We start from the raw sequence: 24,868 nt of genomic DNA, 5'->3' as shown, positions 1-24,868 counted from the left end.
CATGTGGGGGAACTATGATCATCGTCTTGAGGCCTGACGCATCGGAACGCGAGGTCGATCACATTGTCGATCGGCTTCGGGAACTGGGGCTGAAATCGCAATTGTCGACCGGACAAGAGCGGACCATCATCGGTGTGATCGGCGACGACCGGATTCTGCAGAATCAACCGCTGACGGCGCTGCCCGGTGTTGAAAGCGTGCTGCCCATTCTGGCGCCCTGGAAGCTCGTGAGCCGGGAGTTCAAGAAGGACGGTACCGTGATCGACGTGGGCGGCGTCAAAATCGGCGGCAACAAGCTGGCGATTATGGCGGGGCCTTGCGCGGTGGAACGCCTTGAGTTGACGGTCGGGATCGCGCACGAGGTGAAGGCCGCCGGCGCCGGCATCTTGCGCGGCGGTGCCTACAAGCCGCGGACGTCGCCGTATTCGTTCCAGGGCTTGGGTCGCGAGGGACTGGACTACTTGATCGAAGCGCGGAAACAGACGGGGCTGCCGGTCGTGAGCGAGATCTTGGATACCAGGGACATCGAACTCTTTCTGGAAAAGGCCGATATCATTCAGATCGGCGCCAGGAACATGCAGAATTTCGAGTTGCTGAAGGAAGTCGGAGCCTACGATAAGCCGGTGCTGCTGAAACGCGGCCTGTCGGCGACGATTAAGGAGTTTCTCTTGTCGGCCGAATACATCATGTCGCGCGGCAACCGCAATGTCATGCTGTGCGAACGCGGCATCAGAACATTCGAGACCCAATACCGCAACACGCTTGACCTGGCCGCGATTCCGACCCTGAAGGAATTGTCGCATCTGCCGGTCATCGTCGATCCGAGCCACGCGACGGGCAAATGGAATCTCGTGGCCCCGATGTCCAAGGCTGCCGTAGCGGCTGGTGCCGACGGAATCCTCATCGAGGTACACTCCAATCCGGAGTGCGCGCTGTGCGACGGGGAGGAGTCGATCAAGCCGACCAAGTTCAAGGAGTTGATGCAGGACATGCGTAAAATCGCCGTTGCGGTCGGCCGCGAGTTGTAAGGGAGGGATCGGAGCCGAGAGCCTGTCCAGGCCTCGCCCGTTGGTCCATGGCGCTTCATTTTTCACAGGTTGCGATCATCGGAGTGGGATTGATCGGCGGATCTTTGGGCATGATCCTTCGGAGGAAAGGATTGGCCGGGAGCGTCGTCGGCGTCGGCCGGCGCGTCGAGAATCTCAAGACCGCCGTTCAGATGGGGGCCATCGATCGCTACGTCGTCGATCCGAAGGACGGGGTTGCAGAGGCCGACGTGGTCGTCTTGGCCACGCCTGTCGATACGTATGAGCGGCATCTGTCTGAGTGGGCCCTCTGCCTCAAGCCGAACGCCATTGTGACCGATGTGGGCAGCGTCAAGGGATCTCTGGTGGAACAGGCGGAGCGAGTTTTGCCGCAGGGCGTCCGTTTCGTGGGCGCGCATCCGATCGCAGGCAAAGAGAAGACCGGGGTCGCGGCCGGGTCCGATCGTCTGTTCACAGGAGCCCGGTGCATTCTGACCCCGACGTCCAGGACGGACCAGCAGGCGCTGGAGCAGATCAAGGCCATGTGGCAGGAGACCGGCGCCACTGTTTTGACTATGGACCCACATCTGCACGATCAAATCCTCGGCGCGGTCAGCCATCTGCCGCACGTCGCGGCGTTTGCCTTGATGGATGCCTTGGTCGAGATTCGGAGCCGAGTGCCGGGGCTCGATCTTGCCGGTCATTCCGGGGGCGGGTTGAGGGATACGACGCGAATCGCCGCGAGTTCCCCGGAGATGTGGCGGGACATTTTTCTCTGGAATCGCGAGAACATCGTCACATTCATTGAACGCTATGAGGATGCCTTGGGACGGTTGAAAGCGCTGATTCGCGCGGGCGATGCCGCCGGCATCGAGAAGACACTGGAACGGGCCAAGCAGGAGCGGGAGCGTTTCCCGGCTCCCAGCGCCGTGACTCCGTCCCAATGACGACGCTCACGGTCAAAGCAGGTCCTCCGCTCCGAGGCACGATCACTGTACCGGGGGACAAGTCGATCACACATCGTGCGATCATTCTGACCGCGTTGGCCGAGGGCACGGGTACGATTCGAGACTATTGCCGCGGTGAGGATTGTCTCAATACCATGCGAGCCCTGCAGTCGCTCGGGGTCAAGATCGAGGAGACGGCGGAGACGCTTCAGGTACATGGCAAGGGGTTCTGGGGTTTGACCGAACCGGGCGGCGTCATCAATTGCGGGAATTCGGGGACCGGGATTCGTCTGCTGGCCGGTCTGCTGGCCGGGCAGGATTTCTTTACGGTGCTGACGGGCGATGCATCGGTCCGACGACGTCCGATGGGACGCATCGTCAAGCCGCTGCGCGATATGGGCGCCACGATCGCAGGTCGAAAGGGCGGAGAGCTGGCGCCTTTGGCGGTCACGGGAGGCAAGCTGAGAGGCATCACGTATGCCTCGCCGGTCGCGAGCGCCCAGGTCAAGTCTTCGCTGCTGCTTGCCGCCCTGTTTGCGCGAGGGACGACGCGGATTACGGAGCCGAGACTCTCCCGAGACCATACGGAGCGCATGTGCCGGTTTTTCGGTGTTCCGCTCACGCAAGAGGGCACGACGCTGATCATGGAGGGACGTCCGTCGGTGGGATGGGCCGCGGTCCCGGTCCTCACCGTGCCGGGCGATCTGTCCGCGGCGGCGTTTTTCATCGTCGGTGCGAGCATCGTTCCGGGGTCGGATGTGCTGTTCACCGGGATCGGAGTGAATCCAACCAGGTCCGGGATCTTGGAGATTCTCACCCGCATGGGTGCCGACATCCAGTTGCTGCGGCCGAGAGAGGAAGCCGGTGAACCGGTTGCGGACATCCGAGTGAAGGCGGCACCGTTGCGCGGGGTGACGATCGGACCGGAATCGATCCCTCAAACGATCGATGAGTTTCCGATTCTGTTCGTGGCGGCCGCCGTGGCAGATGGGGAAACGATCATTACCGGAGCCGAAGAGCTGCGCGTGAAGGAGAGCGATCGAATCGCCGCGATGGCGGAGGAGTTACGCCGCATGGGGGCCAGAATTACGGAGCGGCCCGACGGCGTGATGATCCAGGGGATCGGGCGGACGGGTGAAAACGGTCGGCTTGCGGCGGCCCGAGGGCGGAGTTACGGCGACCACCGTGTGGCGATGTCGCTGGCCATTGCCGGCCTCACGGCTGAGGCCGAGACGACGATCGATGACACGGACTGTATCGAGACGTCCTTTCCCGATTTCAGCGGACGGTTGTCGGTCCTGCGCGCCGGGAGCCGATAGGGTGCAGAAGGAGGAGCGCCGCATGATCGTGGCGATCGACGGACCGGCTGGAGTGGGCAAGAGTACGGTGGCCAAGTTGTTGGCGGGGCGGCTGAAGTATCTGTACTTGGATACCGGTGCGTTGTATCGGGCGGTGGCCTGGACGGTGCTGCAGCACGGCGTCGATATGGCGGATCAGGAGGCGGTCGCGGCGTTGTTGCCCGTGACATCCTTGAAGATGGAGTTCGAGAACGACATGGTTGTCGTACGCGTTAATGGAACGGATGTGACCGGACACCTCCGAAATCCCGCCGTGTCGGCCGCTGCCTCAATCGTGTCCGCTGTTCCGGCCGTTCGCGCCTGGCTGTTGCCGGTTCAGCGGCGCATCGGGGAGAAGGGTTCCGTCGTGGCCGAAGGTCGCGACATCGGAACCAAGGTGTTTCCTTCCGCCGGCGTAAAATTTTTTCTGGAGGCGGATGCAACGGTGCGGGCCGAGCGCCGGCATCGGGAATTGGTGGCGGCTGGGCATTCCCGGGAGATCGAACAGACCAGCGCCGAGATGGCGGGACGCGACAGCAGAGATCGGACGCGTACGGTGGATCCCCTGGTCCCAGCGGAGGATGCATACCACATCGATACCTCTCGATTGTCGGCAGCAGAGGTGGTCGATCGGATGATGGGTATCATTGCGGCGAAGTTGTGAGTTCGGTGGTGTATTGGGTGCTCTGGGGCCTGACGAGGGTTGTCGGGTGGAGCCTTCTCGGGTACCGGGTCGAGGGGGCGGTTCCCCGCCGGGGCGGGATGCTGATTGCGGCGAACCACGCGAGTTATGCGGACATCCCGCTGCTCGGGTGCGGGATGCCTCGACGCGCATGGTACTTGGGACGTAGCGATCTGTTCGTTCCAGGCTTGAAGGAGCTTCTGCAATGGCTCGGATGGATTCCGCTGAAGCTTGGCCGCTTGGATCGCCGAGCCTTTGACACAGCGGTGGCCTTGATCCAGAAGGGCAAAGTCGTGGTGATATTCCCGGAGGGGGGGCGAACCCTCACCGGACAGCTTCGGGAGGCGAAGCCGGGATTGGGCATGATCGTGGCGCAGACAGGGTGTCCGGTCGTCCCAGCGTACTTGAAGGGCACCTATGAGGTGTTGCCTCCCGGGACGACTCGACCCCGGCGCCACCTTGTGACCGTGCGGTTCGGGGAACCGATGACGTTCGGCCGTCCTATCGACGGAGCGGACGCGAAACAGTTTTATCGGCATGTGAGTCGAACAGTGATGGAACGGATCGCGGCGCTCGGAGGGGTGGACCCTCCGGGCCATGGTCCGGCAGCCGGAGCGCACCACGCTGAGTGAACTCCGGTGATTATGCATATCAGCACCGACGGTCGTCGGGAGATTAGGATAGACCCATGAGCACGGTTTCGAAATCGAGTGATCAGCTGTTGGACCGCAACGCCTTGGCGGCGCTGTACGAAGAAACGTTCAAGAATCTCGAAGAGGGGACCATTACGGAGGGCCGTGTCGTTGCCCTTACGAAGGACAAGGTGGTCGTCGATATCGGCTACAAGTCCGAGGGGATGATTCCGAGCGATCAGTTTGCGGCGGAAGAGCTGCAGCAGCTTAAGATCGGTGACTGCCTTCAAGTCTACATCGAGGAGTGCGAGGATGCGGACGGCAATCTCGTCTTGTCCAAAGAAAAAGCCGACAAGATGAAGATTTGGGAGGAATTGGAAAAGTTATACAAGGAGGAAAAGAGCATCGACGGCAAGGTGGTCTCCCGGATCAAAGGGGGCATGATGGTGGACATCGGGGTGAAGGCCTTTCTGCCCGGTTCCCAGATCGACCTCCATCCGGTGCGCGACCTCGATGGATTGGTCGGCCGCACGTTTCCCATGAAGATCATCAAGATCAACCATCGTCGCGGCAATGTCGTGGTGTCCCGGCGCGTGCTGTTGGAGGAAACGAGAGACAAGAAGCGACAATCCACCCTCGCGACGCTCAAGGAGGGCCAGCTGATTCAGGGGATGGTGAAGAACATCACCGACTATGGCGCTTTTATTGACCTGGGCGGAATCGACGGGTTGCTGCACATCACCGATATGTCTTGGGGACGGGTGGGCCATCCCTCCGAAATGTTCAACGTGGGAGATCGGGTCGAGGTGAGCGTCCTGAAGTATGATCGGGAGACCGGCCGCATCTCGCTCGGTCTGAAGCAGAAGTCTGCCGACCCTTGGACGAGCGTCGCCGCCAAGTATCCGATCGGCACGCGCGTGCGCGGCAAGGTTGTGAGCCTGACGGACTACGGGGCCTTTGTGGAACTCGAGCCGGGCGTGGAGGGGTTGGTGCACGTGTCGGAAATGTCATGGACCCACGAGGTGCGGCACCCGTCGCGCGTCGTGGCGATCGGAGACCAGGTCGAAGCTGCGGTGTTGAACGTGGATCCTGCCAGCCGAAAGATTTCTCTCGGCATGAAACAGACCGCTCCCAATCCATGGGACATGGTCGAAAGTAAATATCCGACCGGAACCAGGATCGAGGGAAAGGTCAAGAGCCTCACCGATTTTGGGGCTTTCGTCGGCCTGGACGAAGGTATCGACGGCTTGATCCACATTTCCGACATGTCCTGGACCAAGCACATCAAGCATCCGTCCGAGTTGTTCAAGAAGGGCCAGAAGGTGGAAGCTGTCGTGCTCCGGATCGACAAGGAGAAGGAGCGACTTTCACTCGGCTATAAACAGCTGAGCCGCGACCCCTGGGATGACGAAATTCCCAGCCGCTACCGCGTGGGAGATTCCGCAAGCGGGAAGGTCAGCAAGGTCGCAGACTTCGGGATCTTCATCGAGCTGGAAGGCGGAGTCGAAGGGTTGATCCATGTCAGCGAGGCCGGACTTGATCCGAGTGCCAAACTCGAGGAGAAGTTCAAGGTCCAGGATGAAGTCGCAGCCAAGATCATCAAGGTGGATCGTGATGAGCGAAAAATCGCCCTGAGTCTTCGCGACCATCAGCTGGACTCGGAGCGCCGGCACGTGGACGAATATCATGCGGCCCAGGGAGCGCCGGATCAGAGTCTGGGACGCGCGGCCAAACAGAGCCGGAAGCGGGCAGCGCAGGACGAGGAGAAGTAGCTCGAGATTGGTGCGGTGCCGCGAGGATCGCGGCACCGCAGTCCGTGAGTGAGACAATGAGTGACACGATGGACCAGGGCTCGACGGCGAATGCAGGCAAGTGGCCCCTGAAGCGGAAAATCTTCTGGGGAGTCCTTGCGGTGATGGGGGTGATGCTCTTCATCAATATCTTCTTTCCGGATCTCGACCTTTCGACGGAAGACCGGATTGCGCTCGTGCGCGTGGAAGGCGTCATCTTGGATTCACAATCGACGATCACCGAACTCAAGCGCTTCGGAGAAAATCCTTCCGTCAAGGCCATCGTGTTGCGGATCGACAGTCCCGGCGGAGGCGTCGTGCCGTCACAGGAGATCTACGACGCCGTCCAGCGTGTTCGCAACAAGAACAGCAAGGCCGTCATCGCTTCCATGGGAACGGTTGCCGCGTCAGGCGGCTATTACATCGCGTCGGCGACGGACCGGATCATCGCCAACCCCGGGACGTTGACGGGTAGCATCGGGGTGATCATGGAAACGGCGAACGTCGAAGGCCTATTGAAAAAGATCGGGGTTGAGGGGATCGTCGTTAAGAGCGGAAAATTCAAGGACGTAGGGTCTCCGCTGCGCCGAATGAGCGATGAAGAACGTGCGTTGCTGCAGTCCGTGATGGACGACGTGCACATGCAATTTATCGACGCGGTGGCTGCGGGACGTGCGATGGAGCCTGCGGCGGTTCAAGCGCTTGCGGATGGCCGGATTTTCACGGGGCGTCAGGCCAAGGAGGCCAAGCTGGTCGATGAATTGGGCAATCTCGAGGACGCCATTCAACTGGCTGCGGATTTGGCCGGCATTGAAGGTGAACCGAAGGTGGTTGAGCCGCGCCGGCGGTTTTCGATCAGAGAATTGATCGAATCGCGGCTTGCGGCGGTGTTGCCCAGGCTGGACTTCTATGCGGGAGTCAGTCTCAAGTATCTGATGGCGTTTTAACGCGGCCGATACACCGACGCCGTATCGAAGCGAAAGGGGAATCGGATATGACGAAAGCCCAAATCATTGAGCGGGTCTCCGAGCAGGTGACGACTTTGACGAAGCGGCAGGCCGAAATTGTCGTTAACACGATCTTCGACTGCGTGCGGGACTCCTTAAAAAACGGCGACAAAACGGAAATTCGCGGGTTCGGGAGCTTTCGCCTCAGGGCTCGCCGCATGAAGGAAGGCCGTAACCCGAAGACCGGAGCGACGGTGGCCGTGCCCGCCAAGAAAGTCCCGTTCTTCAAGGCCGGCAAGGAACTTAAAGAACTGCTGAATCAGTAGGGAGTACCATCCATGAGCGCACCGGATGCCGACGATACCGCTGTGACCGATGTACGCTGGACCGACGGCGCATTGAAGCGCATGGATCGCGCCCCGGTATTCCTTCGGGGCATGGTCCGCCGTCTGGCCGAAAAGAAGGCCAGGGAGCTGGGTCTGGCGGAAATTACGGAAACCACGCTGGATCAGTTCAAGAATCAGATGATGGGGCGCATGGGCGGCGAGTCGGGAATGGCCGATGCTGCTGCCCAGATGGAACAGGGGCAGCTGCCTTGGACTGCTGCGGCCAAGGAGCGGCTGAATACCGTCCCGGAGTTCATGCGAGGTATGATCAAGCAGATTGCGGAGGAGGTCGCCAGAGAAGGGGGACACCTTGAGGTCAACATCGACTTGTTCGAAAAGGTCGAAGCGATGGGAGACATGCGTGAGAACACCGCGCCTGCCTTGCCCTGGACGGAGGAGGCTCTGGCCGCACTCGGCGAGAAGGTGCGGCAGTCACCCCCGATCGCCGTCGAGTTCGTGACCGACATGCTGAAACATGATACCGAAGATCTTGCGCGAGAGAAGGGCCTCACGCAGATTACGGGCGATGTCCTCAAAGATTTGTGGGATGGGCCACAGGAACGGGTCGCCTGGACTGACGAGGCCTGGAAGCGGCTGCAGACGTCACCGGATTTCGTCCGGAGCGGAATTCGCAAAGCCGCGGAACGGCGAGCCAGAAAATTGGGGCTCAAGGAAATTGACTCGGACCATCTCACGACGTTTCGCAATCAGGCGATGATGAAGGCGGTCAAGCGCATCCGCTCCTTCGGCTATAACGAATTGACCTTCGACGCGTTCGACACGGCGCTGGAGAAAACCAAACGCCTTCAAGGAAATGAACAAGCGGAACTACGGTTGAAGGAGATCCGAGGGCATTTCGCCGATCCGGAGACCAAGAAGCCCGAGGGCGGAACGCTTGGAGCCGAGTTGATGGACCGCTTTCGACGGTATCTCAAAGGGGAGGGCACGCTCTGAGGGCGCGCGCCCTCCCTTGCCGAGCGGCGCTGGACGGCGCGAGGCTGCCGAACGGCGCCACGGTCTGAGAGCGGAATTCAGCGCCAGTGCCTTGTTAGGGCGAGTTCAGGTGGTAGCGGCCTGTTTGGGCCAAAACTTGTGGCGGATCTGCGGCAACGGCTCGTTGTCGAAGTTCGGGATGTCGTAGAGGCAGCGATCAATCAGCGCCACTTCCTCTTCAGTTAACTCGAGCGTCACGCGTTTCTTCCAGAACTGGTCGAGGGTAAAGTAATCTCCGGACTGAGGTTTCTCCGCCAGAAAGGCCTTCATTTTCTCAAACCCTGCGGTATCTACTCCTGAAATGCGGCCTTTGTTTCGATCGTGACACCAGTGTAGGACCTCGGCGATCCCATACATGGAGATGTCGACTTTCACGGTCTTACTCATGGTGCTCCTCCTTGGAAGGATGGTAGTCTACCCCAGGTGACGTCCCATTTTCAAAGCCTTTGAGCAGCGGATCCGGTTATGGCGGCGGCGTCATCCGCTGCATCCGACATGATTGTCAGACAAAGACCTCGGTCAGTATACTCACCCTCTTGCTTCGAACCATGTCATTCTCTCGTCACTATTCTCGGGGAGATCGCCCCAGGTGGGTCGGCGTTGCGGCCGCGCTCTGGCACAGGTCGGTCCTGATCAGCCGGCGACCTCTATGGTCCACAGCGCTCATGGTCGGCAGCCTTTCGATCATCCTTGCCGCGCTTGCCTGTTCAAAGCAGGATCCCTATGTGCCGCCGGATCTCTTGTACTACTTCGCCAGTTACAAGGTGGGGAAGAATCCGACGACGGTCACCACCATGGACGTGAACCAGGACGGCTTGACCGATCTGGTCACCACGAACATTGCAAGCGACACCCTCTCGATTCTCATGGGGAACGGGGACGGTACCTTTCGAGATCAATTACAGCTCCACGTGTGCCAAGAACCGCGATCCCTCGCGACCGGAGGGTTCAATGCCGACGTCTATCCTGACGTCGTGCTCGCTTGTTCGGGAAGCGATCAGATTGCCGTGCTGTTCGGTCGCGGCGACGGGAAATTCGATGAGGGCCCACAGTACCCGGTCCATAGAACGCCCGTCGCCGTGGCGAGTGATGACTTGAACGGCGACCACGCTGCTGATTTGGTCGTCGCCCTGAGGAACGACAAGGTGAAAATTTTCCTGGGTACCGGCAATGGAGAGTTCAAGCACGGACCGCAGTATGAGTACGGCGATACCCCGACTTCGGTCGCATTGTCGGACTTGAATCGCGATTCCATCGTAGACTTAGTCGTCACAAACGGTGGCCCCATGTCCAATGCCGTATCTGTCTGGATCGGGAACGGCGACGGAACGTTCCGTCCGCCGATCGATTATAAATCGGGGAAGCGACCACTTGGGGTCAGTTTCGCCGATTTCAACAGCGACAAGATCCGCGACCTGCTGGTGATCAACGGCGAGCGCGACAGCTTTTCGACATTTCTGGGAAACGGCAACGGCACGTTTCAGCCTGGCCGTGACTCCGGGGCGGACGCAGGTCCGAATTTCGGTCTGGCTCGTGATTTCAATGGAGACCAGCGCGCGGATGTGGCCATCGTCAATCTTCAGTCCAACGACCTGTCGATTCTCTTCGGCCGAGGAGACGGGACCTTTGAATATCCTCCGAGGAACTACAAGACCAAACCGGGTCCTTTCGCCGTCGCAGTATTTCGCGCGACGACAAAGGAAGCCGAGGAGCCTGGCCTCGTGACGGCGGATAACGGGGCCGGGACGGTGTCGATTTTCCTGCATCGCGGTCTGAAAGCGACGGCGTTCCCCAAAGCCGCCGCGCCGTGATCGCTGTATCGGCGAGGACATCGCCCTACGACCGAAACCGCAGAATCGAATCCGGCGTCTGCTTGACTCTCCGAAGACCGTCCGCTAGAGTGGCCGACAGGCGCGGTTTTGCGGTGTTGCGCCGTAGCTGAGGCGCGGTGGTGAGATCGTTCACATGGTGGTTCGCGATCGGCGCGCTGCTCACCCTTTCGGTACTTATGGTGCAGGGAGGCGTGCGAGACCTGATCGACGGAACCCATCCGGCGGGAGGTGCAAATCCCTACCTCTCGCTCGGTACGACGATTTTCGGCGGAGGCCTTCTGGCAGGGTGTCTCGCGTTGGTCATGAAACGGATCGGATGACCGCCTCGTGGCACGTCAGGATTCGCAATGCATTGCCTTAAATGTCAAGGCTTCATGATGATCGAGCGGCACTATACGATGGTGAATCGTCGTCTCTACGCTCGCTGTCTGAACTGCGGATTTTGGATCGATCTTGCCGACCTTCTTCGTTTCTTCCATAGAGTCATCGACAGCGGATTCCGCGGCAACAAGGTGCGGGAGTCATTCACATTGTAGTCAGGGGGCGATGACCGCCATGCGCGTGCGGAGGTCCAGACTGATCCTGTGGGCTCGCTTCGCCGCGGCGGTATTCTGCTGGGGGATCCTGATCACGGGGCTCAGCGGCACCATGCCGTCGCCGACGGAGGCCAGGCGCGCTTCGGTTTCGTCCAGGCCGGCCCATGTTTCGGGCACCGACGGCACAGCGCTTCCCTGGCGACGGGTGCCCGCCCACAGCATTCTCTTGAAGGAGCTCAACAGCGGGCGGGTCCTATACGAACACGAGTCGGGCAAACGGCTCTCGCCGGCGAGCCTGACGAAGATCATGTCGGCCTTGGTGATCCTCGAGCGGGGTCGCTTGGACGATCTGGTCACGGTCAGCCCGACGGCCGCTCGCGCACATAAGATCCACCTCCGCCTCAAGCCTGGCCAGGTATTTCGGCTCGAGGATCTCTTGAAGGGTATGCTCATCATGTCGGCGAACGACGCGTGTCTGGCGGCCGTCGAACATGTCGGGGGAGACGAGTCGCAATTCGTATCGCTTATGAATGCCAAGGCGACGACCCTTGGGCTGTCGGATACGCATTTCAGCAATGCCTGCGGCTTCGATCATCCCGATCACTATTCGTCCGCTGAAGATCTGGCACGCTTGAGCGTCATCGCGCTGGAGCAGCCCACGTTTCGGCAATTGGTTCGAGAAGAGCGGGCGATCATCATGCCCATCAATGGCACGCATGCCCACGTGCTGCATAATACAAACCGACTGCTTGGGCGCATCCCGGGTGTTGAGGGAGTGAAGACCGGGTTCACGTCCAAAGCCGGACGGTGTCTCATTGCGAAGGTCTCCCAGAACGGCAGTGACCTGCTGCTCGTCATCCTCAATTCGAATCGCCGCTGGAACACTGCGATGAGCCTCATCAACTATGGCCTTCGCACGTCCGACTCCATTCATTAGCCCGCAGAACTGGGTCATCTGCTCGGTCTTGCCGTCCGAGGCCATGAGGTCATCGATGCATGGACTCTATTGGGCGGCGAAGGATGAAAAAGGGTGTGAGAGGAACGCGCCCTAGCGAAGAGGGGAAAATTCGATATTCACGTCTTTTCCCAGGTAGTTGATGACGAAACCTTGTTTGTCATACGCCAGGACGGCCCCCATGACGTTTTCGTCACCATAATCTTCCTGACCGAGCAACTTCCGAACATCTTCAGGGCTCTCACTATTGAGGACGTTTCGGAAGACTCCGCGCGTTTTGTAGGCAAATCTGTTGTTCACAAAAATAAGGTCAACCTTCCCGTCTTGAACCCGCACGCCGGCCATTGGACCGGTCGGTTTTCGCTGGTCGAGGAGAAAAATGAACAAGGCTTCCTGCTCGACCTTTACGCCCGGGATTTTCTCGTTCACCAATACATCGAGAGCCTTCGCCTCGCTGTCGCCGAGCTTGACCCCAAACAGGGATACCTCGGAACTCTTAATGCCCTTGGCATCCATTACGTCGTTCTTGCTCAATTCATAGGGTTCCGCGGATCCGGCTGAAACGGACATGCAGACGGCGGCCAAGGACAGACAGGTCAGCACCGCTGCTCGCACGATTGCGCTCATTCATTCCTCCTTGACGCAAATACCCGTATGACTGTTGGAAGCCACTGCATCAGTGCGGGGGCACATGGACGCGCTCATTCTAACGAAGGAAAGAGGCAAGTTGCAAGGAAAGGCTTGGATTCCTGAACGGTTAGACTCTAACTGAGCGAGAGGTCCTCGCGCGTTGCGTTCTGCCTCCGGCTTTTGGGAACGGTTGATGAACTCTGTGTCTTCCTTCATGGTACCTGGATGGTTGGTTTGGCCCACCAGACCAATTGCTGCTAAACCAGGCCCCGCGGGCGTTCGGCGTGCTCGGCCATACGGTCATGGATGAAATGCCGGCCGGGCGTGCTTCACCCAGTCGAAGTTCCGTAAGAGGGGGGGAGACGACGGGATCACGTCGTGATCAACAGGAGGGTTCCAAGTTCGCGCAGCCGGCTAAAGTAGGAACGACATTCATCATTGATCTCGACTTCGAGGGCATCCAATTCCGCAAGGCAGTCACTGACGATGGCTCGTCGCTGGTCATCGAGTTCTTCTTGTCCGTCGAGCACGTGGACGACGCAACCACTGATGACCGTGTCCAATGTCATCAGGGGACCCGCTTGGCCCGTTTCGATATGAGGCCACTCGTCATTCCTATGCGTCTGCCAAAGGTTGATCAGCATCTCTCGGTTCATGGCATGCCTTGGCGACTCGATCATCGTAAAGGAGTTCACCCTATCCGATAGCGCCGTCCATTCGCAAGTGCACTTACGGTCAGCGCGCAGCCGGTCCTCCCTCCTGTCTCCCGTCCAAGACGTCTGTCGCATCGTCTCCCAGGGATCCAGCGGAGGGACCTCCTTCATGGGTACAGTCCTCGGTGGCGGTGCGCCTGAGCCACTTTGTCGATCCCGCTCATGAGGGCCGCCATGCGCATCGACGTGTGTTTGCTCTCGGCGAATTGCAAGGTCCGTTGGAAGGCCGCCGTCATCAAGTCGTGCAGACGTTCTTGAATATCCGATGCCTTCCAAAAGAAGCGCTGGGCGTCCTGCACCCACTCAAAATACGAAACGATCACGCCTCCCGAATTGGCCAAGATATCCGGTATCACGAAGATCCCCTTGTCCTGGAGGATCCGGTCCGCTTCCAGAGTGGTCGGACCATTGGCGCCTTCGGCCAGGATCCGGCAACGGAGCTTTGAGGCGTTGCGACCGGTAATCTGTTCGGAAAGCGCGGCCGGCACCAGCACGGTACAGTCAAGTTGCAGGAGTTCGTCGTTCGAAAGCGTGTCACCGAGCTTGGTCTCGCTCAAGGGGATGCCGGCTCCCTTGTAGCGTGTGAGCAGTAACGGCATGTCCAGACCTTTCGGATTGTAGATGCCCCCGCTGACGTCGCTGACGGCGATGACCCGAGCCCCGCATTCGCTCATGATGCGCGCCGTATGTGCGCCGACATTACCGAATCCTTGAATGACCACCGTGGCGTTACGAATGTCCCAGTCGAGATGGTGGAGGGCCTGGAGCGTGACGTAGACCACCCCACGCCCGGTCGCCTCCTCTCGCCCAAGGCTTCCACCGATAGAAAGCGGTTTCCCCGTCACCACTCCCGGTACGGCATAGCCGACCTGCTGGCTATAGGTGTCCATGATCCACGCCATCACTTGTGCATCGGTGCCTACGTCCGGAGCCGGTACGTCCTTGTCGGGACCGACGAGCGGGAAAATCTCCGCTGCGTACCGACGCGTCAGGCGTTGCAATTCATCCGAGGACAATCGTTTGGGCTGCACGGCGACTCCTCCCTTGGCCCCACCATAGGGCAAATCGGCCAGCGCGCATTTCCAGGTCATCCACATCGCCAGCGCGGCGACCTCTCCGAGGTTGACATCGGAGTGGTATCGAATTCCCCCTTTCGACGGCCCGCGAGACGTGTCGTGTTGCACCCGGTAGCCGGTAAAGACTTCAACTCTGCCGTCATCCATACGAACAGGAAGACTGACGACCAGCGAGCGCTGCGGACATTTGAGGCGCTCCCGCAAATTAGGGTCCAAGCCCATGGTCTCTGCCGCCTGATCGAATTGCGCCACGGCGAGACGGAAGGTAGGGGTGTCTAGTTCATGCATGATGGGTGTGCTCCTTCTCGGATTCCACGGTCGAAGAGGAAACTCCGACGTCCCAAGTCAGTTTGAAAATCTCGGCGAACCGTTTTGCCACCTGTTGCGCGGCCAGACGGACAGACACCGAAGAGCCGCATACCGCGGCCACAGAAGTCGGTCTGTACTGGTCCAGACCACAGGGGATGATGTGAGAAAAAGGCGTCATGTCGAGATCAACGTTCAGGGCAAACCCGTGCAACGTTACGCCATGTTCTACCCTTACACCGATGGACGCGAGTTTTACTGTTCGTCCCTCCATATCGACGAAAAGCCCTGGCGAGTTGGTGAGGCGACGGGCCTCAATTCCCCAATGTGCCAGGGTACAGCGCAGGCATTCTTCCAAGAGCCACACGTATTGCTTTGGGCCTGATGCACTGCGCGACAGGCGGACGATGGGATAGCCGACCAGCTGTCCTGGACCGTGGTAGGTCACGGATCCGCCGCGATTCGTGAGGACGACTTGCGCGCCCGTGGCCAGGAGGGCCGCTTCTCCTTGTGGAAGATGAGCCGGAAGAGTACGCCGTCCGAGGGTGTAGACTGCGCGATGCTCCAACAATAGCAACGTATCGAATCTTCGTTCGGCCACGCGCTCGGCGTGCAGTCGCTGTTGAAGGAGCCACGCGTCGGCATAATCGAGAGGGGTTGCCATCATGAGAAGGCTCCCTCGTCGTGTACCGTCTCGACGCGACGATACGTCGTTCACGGTGCGGACCTGACTGCCGCCGGCGGCTTGGGAAGCTGCAGCGTTGCGGGACCGCTCTTCCCATGCAACATCAACTGGACGGACGGCTGATCGCCGGAACGGAGCAATGCGTGCCAGAAGTCTCCGGTATTGAAAATCTGGCGCTGATCGACGGCGGTGATGATATCGTGGTCCCGGAGTCCTCCGACACCGGCGGGCTTGGTGCTGTCCACCTCAAGCGCGAGTACACCACGATCTCCGTCCAGACCGAATGTGGCCATAATGCTGGGAGTCACAGTCACAGGCACGAACCCTAAATCGGGACGGTAAATCGAGCCTCGCACGATCATAGATTGGATGTGGGGATAAATAGCGTCCATTGAAATGGCATAGCTGATGGCCTGCGCCGAGGGCGCGATCGCGACATTGACTCCGATCACCCGACCGGACAGATCGACGAGCGGACCGCCGCTATTACCGGGATTAATCGCTGCATCGGTTTGGATGAGGTCATAGAGCGTTTCTCCATCTGGCGTCAGCACGGATCGATCCAGGGCGCTGACCACACCCACGGTGACGGTGGAGCCCCCCTTCAGAGGATTGCCGATCGCCACGACCGACTCACCGATTTCCAGAGTGGGCGAAGGGCTAAGGGCGGCCGGAACCAGATCCTGAGCATTGATTTTGACGAGCGCGAGGTCGAGCAGGAAATCGCGGGCGACCACTCTTCCCGGCGTCAGCCGACCGGTTGAAAGCCCGACGACGACGCTCTTTGCGCCGATCACCAGATGATTGTTGGTCAGTATATAGCCGCCTTCGTCGATGATGACGCCCGAGCCGGACCCGGACTGTGGTTGGGTTGGAGACGCCGCGGGAGTCCCGCGAGTCAAGATTGTGACGACCGATGGTCTGACCTTGGCCACGACGGCCGGGACTGAAAGCGTCTTGCCGGATGATGTAGTGACGAGAGCCGATTCCGGCTCGCCGAACGACGGCGGGCTCGATATGAGCTGTGCGGTGCCGATCAAGCAGAGGAAAATGTACGGGCCCGAGGACTCGTGGAAGGGGATCATGGGTCGCATCATCTCCGCGGTTCATTCTGGCATAATACTTCTCCTGAGTGAAAGCAGTAGACGGAAGAAAGGGGGCGAGAATGGCTTCCCGTCCCCTATCCATCCATAGTCTTCGAACCAACGTGAGGCGCGTTACTGAATGGACGCAAACATCTCCTTAATGGCCGGGGTCTTCAGTTTCTTAAGCGCTTTGGCTTCAATCTGCCTGATCCGCTCTCTGGTGACGGAAAGATTCTGCCCAACCTGCTCAAGCGTCGATGGCTGGTCGTATCCGATGCCGAAACGCAGCCGGATGACCGTCTGTTCTCTCGGCGTCAGCGTATTGAGAATCCGGTCGAGTTGATTCGCCATTTCAGTCCGATGGACATGCGCATCCGGCGGTACCGCCTGCAAATCCGGCAGCAACTCACCCAATTCGGTCGTTCCATCCCCGACCGGATGCTCAAGAGCAATAGGCTCCTGAAACGCCTGAAGAGTTTCATGAAGCCGCTCCGGTCGCATTCTGAGCACTTGCGCGATCTCTTCCAGTTTGGCCGGACGACCCAACTGTTGGCCGAGACGCCTCGTGACCCGCATGATGCGGTGTGAAGCTTCGGTCTGGTGCACCGGAATCCGGATCGTACGGGACTGGTCGGCCAGTGCGCGCGTGATCCCTTGTCGGATCCACCACGTGGCATAGGTGCTGAACTTGAATCCCTTTCGATATTGATACCGCTCCGCGGCCTTCATCAGGCCGATGTTGCCTTCTTGGACGAGGTCGAGCAAGGTCAGCCCTCTTCGCGTGTAGTGTTTGGCGACATCCACGACCAGGCGGAGATTGCATCGCACCAATTCATCCTTGGCCGCTTCCAGTAGGCTTCTGGCTTCGCGGATCGTCCCAAGAGATTGCTTGAGCTGTCGCGCGATTCCCGCAGAGAGCTTGGTCTGTCCGGAAGCATTCTTGATCAATGCCACCAAGCAGACTTCGGCCTTGTCCAATGCCGTGGCTGACAGGCCGCTCAAACGACGCACCATCTGCAACGTCCGGCACGCCTCCATCACAGCTTCCGAACGCCTTGCGCGCGAGAGCATCTTGATGATCGTACGGAGTACGGTTCGAATAGACGCTGTTCCTTGATCGATGCGCTTGGCTAAGGCGGTTTCCTCTTCCCTCGTCAGCAATGCCCGCTCGCCGAAGGATTGAAAGTACATCGATTCCAGCATGAAGGGGCCATCAGTCACCACCTGCCGTCTCTCCGGTTGCGCTACATCGCGGGACGACCGCTCGCCGGCGGAGTCACGGCCGATCATGTCGAGGAGATCACTGGCTTCCGGATTGTCTGCGTCGGTATCCTTCTCGATCGGTACGTTCTTTTCGGCTTCTTCGACGGGGAACACTTTATCCTTCATGTTGCCCTCCCTACCTCAGAACCGCTGCCCGCTGTCATTCACCGCCGCGGTCCATAAGCCTAATCAAGTAAGAGCCTCGTTACTTCAAAACGATTCGCGAGTGCGGTGTACAACTCCTCTCAGCATAACTACGGAGCAAATCCTATGCTGGATTGATCATGAGAAATTCGTTGAACGATCATACTGAAAAGGCGAGTTTATTAGAGTCGCTTAATGAAGAATTCCTCGCTTGCCTGAGGCGCTCCTGTAGGAGTTCATCGGTGTCAACGACACGTTGGTGGCGCATTCGCCACACCAGCGTGGAGCAGCAGATACCGGGCGACGGCGAGTTCGATAAACGGTGCTGGCACAGGTTTTCGTCATGCTGGTAGAATGGCCCTCCATGATCACGCTGCGCCACGGCGAACGCATTCATCTCGTCGATAAAAAGGGGCGGCACTACGCCCTGACGCTGAAGGCAGGAGAGACGTATCAGTTCAGCGGGCAGACGATCCTCCACGACGAAATGATCGGCAAAGCGGATGGGACGTTGGTCATGCTTTCGGGCGGGAAGCCGATGTTGGCCCTCCGCCCGACGTTCGGCGAATATGTGTTGAAGATGCCTCGCGGTGCGCAGGTCCTCTACCCGAAGGACCTTGCGCTCATTACCATGTGGGCGGACATTTATCCGGGCGCCAGAGTGTTCGAGGCGGGAACCGGTTCGGGTGCCTTGACTATGGCGCTCCTGCGCGCCGTGGGACACCGAGGGCTCGTCGTGACGTATGAGGCGCGGGAGGACTTTGCTCGGACCGCCATGATGAATATTGAACGATACATGGGCACGGCGCCGAATCTCGTGCCGCTCCGCCGAAACGCCTATGAAGGGATTGATTTACCGGAAGACGGGTTGCCGTTCGACCGTGTCGTGCTCGACTTGCCTGAACCCTGGCATGTCGTGAACCATGCGGCAGCCGTGCTTCGCTCAGGGGCAATTTTCCTCAGCTTTGTCCCAACCGTACCTCAAGTCCAACAGACCGTCGAGGCACTGGAGCGCGCCGCGGTATTCGGCACGCCCGAGACCTTTGAGACGCTGCTTCGAACATGGTCAATTCACGGCCGCAGCGTCCGACCGGACCACCGCATGGTTGCGCACTCCGGCTTCCTCACGGTGGCCAGAAAAGTCGAGCCCGGATTCTGGGGAGGGCCTGCGATCCCTCGGCACGACAGCGGTGAGCGGGGCGAACATGCCGATCAAGAGGAAGCCACATGAATCGTATGCTGGGCAAGGTGGGAATTATCACGGGGGGCAACGCCGGAATCGGAGAAGCGGTAGCTAAACGAGTCGCCGACGAAGGTGGTCTCGTCGTCATAACAGGCCGTCGTCAGGCCGAATTGGAACGGGTGGTTCGCGACATCGAGGCGAAGGGGGGGCGAGCTCTGGCCGTCGCGGGATCCGTCACCGACGAGGGACATGCCCGAGACACCATCGACAAGACATTGAAGACATTCGGTCGAATCGACGCCCTGGTCAACAATGCGGGGATCGGTGATTTTGGGAAGCGCATTCATGAGATGGATGATGCGACATGGGGCCATGTCATCGATGTGAACGTGACCGGGGTCTTTCGCATGACGCGAGCGGTCGTGCCGCAGATGTTAAAGCAAGGGCGCGGATCGATCGTGAATATTTCTTCGATCGCCAGCGTGGTAGGGATTCCGGTGCTCCCGGCCTACGCCGCGTCCAAGGGCGCCATGGATGCGCTGACTCGCGCCCTCGCCATCGACTATGCACAGGACGGCATTCGATGCAACGTGGTCAACCCGGGCTTGATCGACACCCCGATGGCTGCGCCACTCATGGCCAATCCGGAGCAGCTTGCCCCGATCCTTGCCCAGTATCTGCTGAAACGGCCTGGAAGACCCGAAGAGGTCGCGTCGATGGTCCTCTATCTCCTGTCAGATGAAGCCGCCTGGGTGACCGGAGGAACGTACATGATTGATGGCGGGATGACCGCCTGGTAGGAGGAAGCATGCGAATCCTGCGCGCGATGCTGGTCTGTGTCCTCCTCGGCTGCGTGGTATCGCCCATGGCTTTGGCCGAGAGCGGGACGGAGTTCCCTGGTACGGTGTTGGCGGTGGACTCATCCACGGGAAAATTTGCCGTGAAGAAGGACAGCGGAGGGACCAGATTCACATTCACGGCAAATGAAAAGACGAAGTACCAGGGCGGACTGACGAGCCTGAAAGACCTCAAGAAGGACGACAAGATCGTCGTCCTCTACGAGGTCCATGGTCCTCAGTATCTTGCCCTTCGCATCACCAGGCAGCCGTAACAATAAGAAGGCGCGAGCGCATTTTGTGAACATCGATGCCCATACTCAATTTTGCGGGGTGATTGGCAATCCAGTCGAGCACTCTTTGTCGCCTGCCATCCACAATGCGGCCTTCCAACGGCTTGGGCTGAATATCGTGTATCTCGCTTGGCGGGTCGAATCGATCGGGGATGCGATCCGAGGGCTTCGGACGTTGGGCAATTTCCGCGGAGCCAGTGTGACGATTCCCCACAAAGTGGGAGTCATGCCGCTGCTCGATCACATCGAGCCGGTCGCAGGCCATATCGGCGCCGTGAATACCATAGTGGCGGACAAGGGTGCGCTTACCGGCTGCAACACGGACGCCACGGGAGCTCTGCGTGCGCTTCGAGAAGGGGGAGCCCCTCTCAAGGATGAATCCGTGGTCGTGCTCGGTTCAGGAGGTGCGGCGCGTGCGATCGCCTTTGCGCTGGCCGGACAGGCCGATGTCAGCCGGATTCATCTTTTGGGGATCGAAGAGCAAGAACGGGTTGTGCTGGCCGGGGAGTTGCGGGATAAAACGGCAGTGGAGGTGTCAGACGCACCTCTTGAGGATGCCGTGCTGAGGCGGGTGCTACCTGATGTACGCGTGCTGATCCATTGTACACCGGTGGGGATGACACCGAAGATCGGATTAAGCTGTGTGCCATCCGGCCTGTTGCATCGCGACCTTACCGTGATGGACATTGTCTACAACCCTCGAAACACTCAATTGCTGAAGGACGCTGCTGCATCTGGCTGCCGCATCATCGCCGGTCTGGAGATGTTTCTGTACCAGGCCGCCGCGCAATTCGAGCTGTGGACCGGGCGACCGGCCCCGATCGACGTCATGCGCGGAGTGCTGGAATCCCGGTTTTCATGAATATCGTGCTCATCGGCTATCGAGGTGTCGGGAAGAGTTCCGTGGGGAGAATATTGGCTGCGCAGCTGAATCGCCAGCTGATATCCACGGACGCGGAAATTGTTCGACGAGCGAAACAAACGATACCCGCGATCGTCGAACAGCATGGATGGGAGTATTTTCGCGATCGGGAATCCGACGTGTGCCGAGATCTCGCCGGCCGGGATGGCCTGATCATCGATACTGGCGGTGGCGCCGTCTTGCGTCCGCACAATGTGGAGATCTTGAGGCGAAACGGGATACTCTTTTGGCTCACGGCGTCGGTCGAATCGATTGCCGCTCGAATCGGCGATGACACGCAACGGCCCTCTTTGACCGGAGCCAAATCGTTTATTGAAGAAATCGAGGAGGTGCTCAGGGAACGTATACCAAAATATCAGACCGCGGCCGATCACATTATTGCAACCGATGGCCGGCCGATCGAGGAGGTTGTGAGGCATATCGCCGCGTGCTTCTGAATCGGGGTACGGCCAGCGCCCTCCATTCTTGACAACTTCTCCGTCGAGGTGGTTCAAATAGCTGTGTGCGCCCGTAGCTCAGTTGGATAGAGCGTCGGGCTTCGAACCCGCAGGTCGCAGGTTCAATTCCTGCCGGGCGCACCAGTATTCCATCGATCAGAACAGCCTTGCCAAGCTTCAAGATCCGAAGTTAACCACGGAGGAGCTTCATCGTCGCTATCATCAACTCGGCGGCCGAAAGAGATCCAACGACGATATTGAGCGAGGCGCACCCAGGCATCTCGCGTTGGGAGGGAGAATGTTCATGGCCGGTCCTGCGTGCAGATTCGGCGGCCACGGGAATCATACAATCCAAAGCCCGTGCCGCAAGTCGAGACGCAGCCCCCTGGCCTGGATGCGCAGGGATTAGCTGCAATCGGTCCGTTGGCATGTTTGCCTGACAAGGTAGTTACTTTTCGATTTCTGAATCTGCCGCCACGCTGATATCAGCACGCACAGACCTGAACGGGTAAGCAATTCTCCTCCTCCTCCCTCGCTATAACCTCGGCGGCAGTCTACGTTCTCGCTCCTCAGCGATGTTTCCGTTAGAGAGTTTCTTTATCTCTCGAGCAGGGGCAATCCGTAGTCGAAGGCAAGATTGCCTCAAAAATGCAGAGGAATTGCGTAGATACGGCAGGTCACAATCCCCCGCAAAAGCTGCATAGATTTTCTTCGATTCCTGGGCGTATTTTACACGCTCTGAACCGCAAGACGTAGGAGGTCGAAGCGTGGTAACCTATGAACAGCTTCGGAGGACCATTAGTCAGCACAGACAGGCGTGGACGAGGCATTGTCCTTGCTGTGGCAAATGGTTGAGGAAACACGATCCGTCAGCTCCGTGGGTATGTGCGTGTGGTTGGCATAGTTGATTTGCGGGTTTTCCCAAGATGAAGGAGGCATCATGCAGCATTATTTCCTCCACGATGTCCGTGCAGGGTTCCTTCTCCTGGTCGGGTTTGCGATGCTTGCGCTGATCTGTGCGGTAGCAGCTCTGAGCACGGTCATGCGACCGGTGCGCTGGGCGGATCGGCGTGGAGGCCACTATTGATCGAAGCCGTGATTCCTCTGGAATTTCGCCGTCCCTCTCTGGTTCGTCCTCCGGTCACTCGCTAAGCAACGCCTCCCCCTGAGCGCCCAACTCACTGATTGTAATGCCCTCTGTGGACCACCCTCGCCTTCGCGGTCTCTATGAGACCCGGTGCTATAGTTGTTCTACGCGCGGGAATTCACAACACGAGGGGATGAGGGAATTATGAACTGCACTATCGGAACACTGAGTCGGGTTGCTTTCGCAAGCGTCATGCTGATGGCCAGCGAGGGCTGCGGGCTAAAGTGGCTACAATCGAATGGGACGGAGCAAGCAGGATCCCAGAATAGTCGGGCAGATAGAGCCAATAGCTCGGTCGGTGGCTTGGGGCAGTGGCAGGGACATGCAGGATCTCAGAATAGTCGGGTAGATGGAGCGAATGGCTCGGTCGATGGCTCGGGGGAGTGGCAGGGACAAGGCGTCAATCCCAACTTCCCTGCCGTGACACGCGAAGGTGTACGGGGTGACTTGAGCGGATTCTCACAAGAGCCGGCCGAAGAACGTCTAGGTCATGGGTATCCAGCCACCCCGAAAGCGTATGCCGGCATGAATGTGATGCAACATGCGGAGCTGACGAAAGAAGAGAAGGCTGCCATTGATGCTGGATTGCAGGATGTCTTTTTCAGCTATGATCGATGGACACTCTCCGAAAATGGTATGGCATCGCTGAATCATGACGCCGAATGGTTGATGCAGCATCCCGGTGCAGTGATGAAGGTCGAGGGACACTGCGATGAACGAGGAACAACCGACTATAACGTGCTGCTTGGTGACAAGCGGGCCAAAAGCGCTCGTACCTACCTGATTGAACTAGGTGTGAATCCCAAACAGGTCGCGATTATTTCCTATGGCAAGGAGCGTCCGTTTTGCTTGGATCACACGGAGCCATGCTATCAGCAGAATCGTCGAGGGCACGTGTTGCTGAAGCTCAAGAAGTAATTCTTCAATAGCCTGGTCATTCCAGCGAGCCTCGACGCAAAGTCTCGTCACGGCGTCAAGGCTCGCCGTTTTTATCGGTCATATGTAGAATCTTCAGCCAAGGAGCATCATGGCCTTAAGACTGCAATCAGTTAAAGAAAGTGAACCTATCGACAAGCGAACACACCCACGGTTTACTGCGCAGTTTCGAAGTACCTTCTCCGGCGGGCAACGCGAAGGACAGGGTAAGACATCGGATCTCTCGGACGGAGGTTGCCGAATCGAAAGCGAACAGGTGGTCGTCCTCGGCGCGACGTTCGAGTGCAGAATCCATGTGCCGGATCTGAATTGGCCCCTTCGCATCGATGAAGCACAGGTCCGCTGGGTAAAAGGAAAGTCGTTTGGCGTTCAGTTCACTTCCATACAACCGGAGGAGCGGGTGAAGCTGAAGCAGATCATCGCTCATCTGACTCTTCAATAGTTCTGCTGTTCTAGAGGTATCGTATGAATGGGACACAGTCAGCTGCAATTAGGCCGACGCAACTTAGCGGGCTCGAGTTACGGTCGAGTTCCATGATATACGTGATACGAGCTGGGCGATCTCCGTATTCAGCCGAGGAGAACAGTTGCAACACGAAATTGCCATTTTGGCTGGCGGATGCTTCTGGTGTCTCGAAGCCGTGTACGATCAGCTCCACGGAGTGCATTCCGTCGACTCGGGATATATCGGAGGCACGACGGACAATCCGGCCTATGAGGCGGTCTGCGGAGGGCAGACGGGGCACGCCGAGGCCGTAAGGATAGCATTCGACCCGCAGGTGGTTGACTATCGGACATTGCTGCAGGTGTTTTTCGTCATCCATGACCCCACAACATTGAATCGCCAGGGGCATGATGTTGGAACTCAATACCGGTCCGCGATCTTCTACGATACACCCGAGCAGAGGCGCATTGCGGAAGAAACGATTGCTTTGTTGACGGAACAACGAATTTATCCCAGTCCGATTGTGACGGAGATCGTCCCATCAGGGAAGTGGTTTGAAGCCGAACCCTATCACCAGGAATACTTCGCCCGAAATCCCTTTCAGGGATATTGTACGGCAGTGGTCGGACCGAAGGTGGCAAAGTTCCGGAAGCAGTTTGCCGCTCAGTTGAAACTCTAGTACCAGCCTGTTCGTTCTCATCGCCA

Annotated in this window: 29 protein-coding genes and 1 tRNA gene; 23 read left to right on the top strand and 7 right to left on the bottom strand. The window is 58.8% G+C overall.

Annotated features, from left to right (window positions below):
* Window positions 1–14: 14 nt before the first annotated feature.
* The 9 genes from aroF to P0111_16175 all read left to right on the top strand — a co-directional run bounded on the left by aroF (window position 15) and on the right by P0111_16175 (window position 8,700).
* A complete protein-coding gene (gene aroF, locus P0111_16215) occupies window positions 15–1,028 on the top strand; it encodes a 3-deoxy-7-phosphoheptulonate synthase (GenBank protein MDF0645577.1) in 1,014 nt (337 codons plus the stop codon).
* Between the two features lie 47 nt (window positions 1,029–1,075).
* Window positions 1,076–1,972 carry a prephenate dehydrogenase/arogenate dehydrogenase family protein gene (locus P0111_16210; protein ID MDF0645576.1) on the top strand — a complete coding sequence of 299 codons (897 nt, stop codon included), beginning with the start codon at window positions 1,076–1,078 and terminating at the stop codon, window positions 1,970–1,972.
* The gene (gene aroA / locus P0111_16205) at window positions 1,969–3,291 is read left to right on the top strand and encodes a 3-phosphoshikimate 1-carboxyvinyltransferase (protein ID MDF0645575.1); all 1,323 of its coding nucleotides are present in this window, start codon (window positions 1,969–1,971) and stop codon (window positions 3,289–3,291) included. Before P0111_16210 ends, aroA begins: the two co-directional genes overlap by 4 nt.
* A gap of 22 nt (window positions 3,292–3,313) precedes the next feature.
* On the top strand, window positions 3,314–3,973 hold the full coding sequence (gene cmk, locus P0111_16200) for a (d)CMP kinase (protein MDF0645574.1): 660 nt from the start codon (window positions 3,314–3,316) through the stop codon (window positions 3,971–3,973).
* Window positions 3,970–4,623: a lysophospholipid acyltransferase family protein gene (locus P0111_16195; protein MDF0645573.1), complete on the top strand. Its 654-nt coding sequence runs from the start codon at window positions 3,970–3,972 to the stop codon at window positions 4,621–4,623. The genes cmk and P0111_16195 overlap by 4 nt, the downstream gene beginning before the upstream one ends.
* A 56-nt stretch (window positions 4,624–4,679) precedes the next feature.
* On the top strand, window positions 4,680–6,395 hold the full coding sequence (locus tag P0111_16190; GenBank protein MDF0645572.1) for a 30S ribosomal protein S1: 1,716 nt from the start codon (window positions 4,680–4,682) through the stop codon (window positions 6,393–6,395).
* Window positions 6,396–6,463: 68 nt separating this feature from the next.
* The gene (gene sppA / locus P0111_16185; protein ID MDF0645571.1) at window positions 6,464–7,360 is read left to right on the top strand and encodes a signal peptide peptidase SppA; all 897 of its coding nucleotides are present in this window, start codon (window positions 6,464–6,466) and stop codon (window positions 7,358–7,360) included.
* Window positions 7,361–7,407: 47 nt separating this feature from the next.
* A complete protein-coding gene (locus P0111_16180; protein MDF0645570.1) occupies window positions 7,408–7,686 on the top strand; it encodes an integration host factor subunit beta in 279 nt (92 codons plus the stop codon).
* 12 nt (window positions 7,687–7,698) lie between these two features.
* Window positions 7,699–8,700, top strand: a complete 1,002-nt coding sequence (locus P0111_16175) for a PCP reductase family protein (protein ID MDF0645569.1) — start codon at window positions 7,699–7,701, stop codon at window positions 8,698–8,700.
* 105 nt (window positions 8,701–8,805) lie between these two features.
* Here the strand turns inward: P0111_16175 and P0111_16170 are convergent, their stop codons facing one another.
* Window positions 8,806–9,126, bottom strand: coding sequence for a hypothetical protein (locus P0111_16170; protein MDF0645568.1), 321 nt, complete (start codon window positions 9,124–9,126; stop codon window positions 8,806–8,808).
* A 278-nt stretch (window positions 9,127–9,404) separates the two neighbouring features.
* Here P0111_16170 and P0111_16165 point away from each other — a divergent pair, with 278 nt between their 5' ends.
* The 4 genes from P0111_16165 to P0111_16150 all read left to right on the top strand — a co-directional run bounded on the left by P0111_16165 (window position 9,405) and on the right by P0111_16150 (window position 12,044).
* Window positions 9,405–10,550: a VCBS repeat-containing protein gene (locus tag P0111_16165; protein MDF0645567.1), complete on the top strand. Its 1,146-nt coding sequence runs from the start codon at window positions 9,405–9,407 to the stop codon at window positions 10,548–10,550.
* Window positions 10,551–10,690: 140 nt separating this feature from the next.
* The gene (locus tag P0111_16160; GenBank protein ID MDF0645566.1) at window positions 10,691–10,891 is read left to right on the top strand and encodes a hypothetical protein; all 201 of its coding nucleotides are present in this window, start codon (window positions 10,691–10,693) and stop codon (window positions 10,889–10,891) included.
* Between the two features lie 27 nt (window positions 10,892–10,918).
* Window positions 10,919–11,107 (top strand): hypothetical protein, encoded by a 189-nt coding sequence (locus tag P0111_16155; GenBank protein ID MDF0645565.1) that lies wholly within the window; start codon window positions 10,919–10,921, stop codon window positions 11,105–11,107.
* Between the two features lie 19 nt (window positions 11,108–11,126).
* Window positions 11,127–12,044, top strand: coding sequence for a D-alanyl-D-alanine carboxypeptidase (locus P0111_16150; GenBank protein ID MDF0645564.1), 918 nt, complete (start codon window positions 11,127–11,129; stop codon window positions 12,042–12,044).
* 111 nt (window positions 12,045–12,155) lie between these two features.
* Here the strand turns inward: P0111_16150 and P0111_16145 are convergent, their stop codons facing one another.
* The 6 genes from P0111_16145 to P0111_16120 all read right to left on the bottom strand — a co-directional run bounded on the left by P0111_16145 (window position 12,156) and on the right by P0111_16120 (window position 17,946).
* Window positions 12,156–12,689 carry a hypothetical protein gene (locus tag P0111_16145; GenBank protein MDF0645563.1) on the bottom strand — a complete coding sequence of 178 codons (534 nt, stop codon included), beginning with the start codon at window positions 12,687–12,689 and terminating at the stop codon, window positions 12,156–12,158.
* 374 nt (window positions 12,690–13,063) lie between these two features.
* A complete protein-coding gene (locus P0111_16140) occupies window positions 13,064–13,348 on the bottom strand; it encodes a hypothetical protein (protein MDF0645562.1) in 285 nt (94 codons plus the stop codon).
* A 164-nt stretch (window positions 13,349–13,512) separates the two neighbouring features.
* The gene (locus P0111_16135) at window positions 13,513–14,769 is read right to left on the bottom strand and encodes a Glu/Leu/Phe/Val dehydrogenase (protein MDF0645561.1); all 1,257 of its coding nucleotides are present in this window, start codon (window positions 14,767–14,769) and stop codon (window positions 13,513–13,515) included.
* On the bottom strand, window positions 14,762–15,454 hold the full coding sequence (gene lipB, locus P0111_16130; GenBank protein ID MDF0645560.1) for a lipoyl(octanoyl) transferase LipB: 693 nt from the start codon (window positions 15,452–15,454) through the stop codon (window positions 14,762–14,764). Before lipB ends, P0111_16135 begins: the two co-directional genes overlap by 8 nt.
* A gap of 47 nt (window positions 15,455–15,501) precedes the next feature.
* Complete coding sequence (locus P0111_16125) at window positions 15,502–16,569, bottom strand: trypsin-like peptidase domain-containing protein (GenBank protein MDF0645559.1); 1,068 nt, start codon at window positions 16,567–16,569, stop codon at window positions 15,502–15,504.
* A 120-nt stretch (window positions 16,570–16,689) separates the two neighbouring features.
* The gene (locus tag P0111_16120) at window positions 16,690–17,946 is read right to left on the bottom strand and encodes a sigma-70 family RNA polymerase sigma factor (GenBank protein ID MDF0645558.1); all 1,257 of its coding nucleotides are present in this window, start codon (window positions 17,944–17,946) and stop codon (window positions 16,690–16,692) included.
* A 361-nt stretch (window positions 17,947–18,307) separates the two neighbouring features.
* Here P0111_16120 and P0111_16115 point away from each other — a divergent pair, with 361 nt between their 5' ends.
* The 10 genes from P0111_16115 to msrA all read left to right on the top strand — a co-directional run bounded on the left by P0111_16115 (window position 18,308) and on the right by msrA (window position 24,842).
* Complete coding sequence (locus P0111_16115; GenBank protein ID MDF0645557.1) at window positions 18,308–19,195, top strand: tRNA (adenine-N1)-methyltransferase; 888 nt, start codon at window positions 18,308–18,310, stop codon at window positions 19,193–19,195.
* Entirely contained in the window at window positions 19,192–19,947 is a 756-nt protein-coding gene (locus tag P0111_16110) for an SDR family oxidoreductase (GenBank protein ID MDF0645556.1), read from the top strand. The genes P0111_16115 and P0111_16110 overlap by 4 nt, the downstream gene beginning before the upstream one ends.
* Window positions 19,948–19,955: 8 nt before the next feature.
* Window positions 19,956–20,258: a hypothetical protein gene (locus tag P0111_16105; protein ID MDF0645555.1), complete on the top strand. Its 303-nt coding sequence runs from the start codon at window positions 19,956–19,958 to the stop codon at window positions 20,256–20,258.
* Window positions 20,215–21,138, top strand: coding sequence for a shikimate dehydrogenase (locus P0111_16100; GenBank protein ID MDF0645554.1), 924 nt, complete (start codon window positions 20,215–20,217; stop codon window positions 21,136–21,138). The genes P0111_16105 and P0111_16100 overlap by 44 nt, the downstream gene beginning before the upstream one ends.
* Window positions 21,135–21,635, top strand: a complete 501-nt coding sequence (locus tag P0111_16095) for a shikimate kinase (protein MDF0645553.1) — start codon at window positions 21,135–21,137, stop codon at window positions 21,633–21,635. Before P0111_16100 ends, P0111_16095 begins: the two co-directional genes overlap by 4 nt.
* Before the next feature lie 67 nt (window positions 21,636–21,702).
* Window positions 21,703–21,779, top strand: a tRNA-Arg gene (locus P0111_16090).
* Window positions 21,780–22,575: 796 nt separating this feature from the next.
* Window positions 22,576–22,722 (top strand): hypothetical protein, encoded by a 147-nt coding sequence (locus P0111_16085; protein ID MDF0645552.1) that lies wholly within the window; start codon window positions 22,576–22,578, stop codon window positions 22,720–22,722.
* 204 nt (window positions 22,723–22,926) lie between these two features.
* Window positions 22,927–23,700, top strand: a complete 774-nt coding sequence (locus tag P0111_16080) for an OmpA family protein (protein MDF0645551.1) — start codon at window positions 22,927–22,929, stop codon at window positions 23,698–23,700.
* Window positions 23,701–23,809: 109 nt separating this feature from the next.
* Window positions 23,810–24,160, top strand: coding sequence for a PilZ domain-containing protein (locus P0111_16075; protein ID MDF0645550.1), 351 nt, complete (start codon window positions 23,810–23,812; stop codon window positions 24,158–24,160).
* 145 nt (window positions 24,161–24,305) lie between these two features.
* Window positions 24,306–24,842 (top strand): peptide-methionine (S)-S-oxide reductase MsrA, encoded by a 537-nt coding sequence (gene msrA / locus P0111_16070; GenBank protein MDF0645549.1) that lies wholly within the window; start codon window positions 24,306–24,308, stop codon window positions 24,840–24,842.
* Window positions 24,843–24,868 lie beyond the last annotated feature (26 nt).

The sequence above is a fragment of the Nitrospira sp. genome (genome assembly GCA_029194535.1).
In the GTDB taxonomy this organism is placed as follows: Bacteria; Nitrospirota; Nitrospiria; order Nitrospirales; family Nitrospiraceae; genus Nitrospira_C.
The sequence above is the reverse complement of the archived record's forward strand: the minus strand, read 5'-3'. Positions and strand labels throughout refer to the sequence as shown.

Coding starts and splice junctions, on each gene's coding strand:
- aroA (MDF0645575.1), top strand. CDS start 1,969: ATGACGACGCTCACGGTCAAAGCAGGTCCTCCGCTCCGAGGCACGATC.
- P0111_16075 (MDF0645550.1), top strand. CDS start 23,810: ATGGCCTTAAGACTGCAATCAGTTAAAGAAAGTGAACCTATCGACAAG.
- P0111_16165 (MDF0645567.1), top strand. CDS start 9,405: ATGGTCGGCAGCCTTTCGATCATCCTTGCCGCGCTTGCCTGTTCAAAG.
- P0111_16110 (MDF0645556.1), top strand. CDS start 19,192: ATGAATCGTATGCTGGGCAAGGTGGGAATTATCACGGGGGGCAACGCC.
- lipB (MDF0645560.1), bottom strand. CDS start 15,454: ATGATGGCAACCCCTCTCGATTATGCCGACGCGTGGCTCCTTCAACAG.
- P0111_16120 (MDF0645558.1), bottom strand. CDS start 17,946: ATGAAGGATAAAGTGTTCCCCGTCGAAGAAGCCGAAAAGAACGTACCG.
- P0111_16080 (MDF0645551.1), top strand. CDS start 22,927: ATGAACTGCACTATCGGAACACTGAGTCGGGTTGCTTTCGCAAGCGTC.
- P0111_16100 (MDF0645554.1), top strand. CDS start 20,215: ATGGTCCTCAGTATCTTGCCCTTCGCATCACCAGGCAGCCGTAACAAT.
- P0111_16095 (MDF0645553.1), top strand. CDS start 21,135: ATGAATATCGTGCTCATCGGCTATCGAGGTGTCGGGAAGAGTTCCGTG.
- P0111_16140 (MDF0645562.1), bottom strand. CDS start 13,348: ATGAACCGAGAGATGCTGATCAACCTTTGGCAGACGCATAGGAATGAC.
- P0111_16210 (MDF0645576.1), top strand. CDS start 1,076: ATGGCGCTTCATTTTTCACAGGTTGCGATCATCGGAGTGGGATTGATC.
- P0111_16190 (MDF0645572.1), top strand. CDS start 4,680: ATGAGCACGGTTTCGAAATCGAGTGATCAGCTGTTGGACCGCAACGCC.
- cmk (MDF0645574.1), top strand. CDS start 3,314: ATGATCGTGGCGATCGACGGACCGGCTGGAGTGGGCAAGAGTACGGTG.
- aroF (MDF0645577.1), top strand. CDS start 15: ATGATCATCGTCTTGAGGCCTGACGCATCGGAACGCGAGGTCGATCAC.
- P0111_16170 (MDF0645568.1), bottom strand. CDS start 9,126: ATGAGTAAGACCGTGAAAGTCGACATCTCCATGTATGGGATCGCCGAG.
- P0111_16135 (MDF0645561.1), bottom strand. CDS start 14,769: ATGCATGAACTAGACACCCCTACCTTCCGTCTCGCCGTGGCGCAATTC.
- P0111_16180 (MDF0645570.1), top strand. CDS start 7,408: ATGACGAAAGCCCAAATCATTGAGCGGGTCTCCGAGCAGGTGACGACT.
- P0111_16115 (MDF0645557.1), top strand. CDS start 18,308: ATGCTGGTAGAATGGCCCTCCATGATCACGCTGCGCCACGGCGAACGC.
- P0111_16155 (MDF0645565.1), top strand. CDS start 10,919: ATGCATTGCCTTAAATGTCAAGGCTTCATGATGATCGAGCGGCACTAT.
- P0111_16125 (MDF0645559.1), bottom strand. CDS start 16,569: ATGATGCGACCCATGATCCCCTTCCACGAGTCCTCGGGCCCGTACATT.
- sppA (MDF0645571.1), top strand. CDS start 6,464: ATGGACCAGGGCTCGACGGCGAATGCAGGCAAGTGGCCCCTGAAGCGG.
- P0111_16175 (MDF0645569.1), top strand. CDS start 7,699: ATGAGCGCACCGGATGCCGACGATACCGCTGTGACCGATGTACGCTGG.
- P0111_16105 (MDF0645555.1), top strand. CDS start 19,956: ATGCGAATCCTGCGCGCGATGCTGGTCTGTGTCCTCCTCGGCTGCGTG.
- P0111_16085 (MDF0645552.1), top strand. CDS start 22,576: ATGCAGCATTATTTCCTCCACGATGTCCGTGCAGGGTTCCTTCTCCTG.
- P0111_16145 (MDF0645563.1), bottom strand. CDS start 12,689: ATGAGCGCAATCGTGCGAGCAGCGGTGCTGACCTGTCTGTCCTTGGCC.
- P0111_16150 (MDF0645564.1), top strand. CDS start 11,127: ATGCGCGTGCGGAGGTCCAGACTGATCCTGTGGGCTCGCTTCGCCGCG.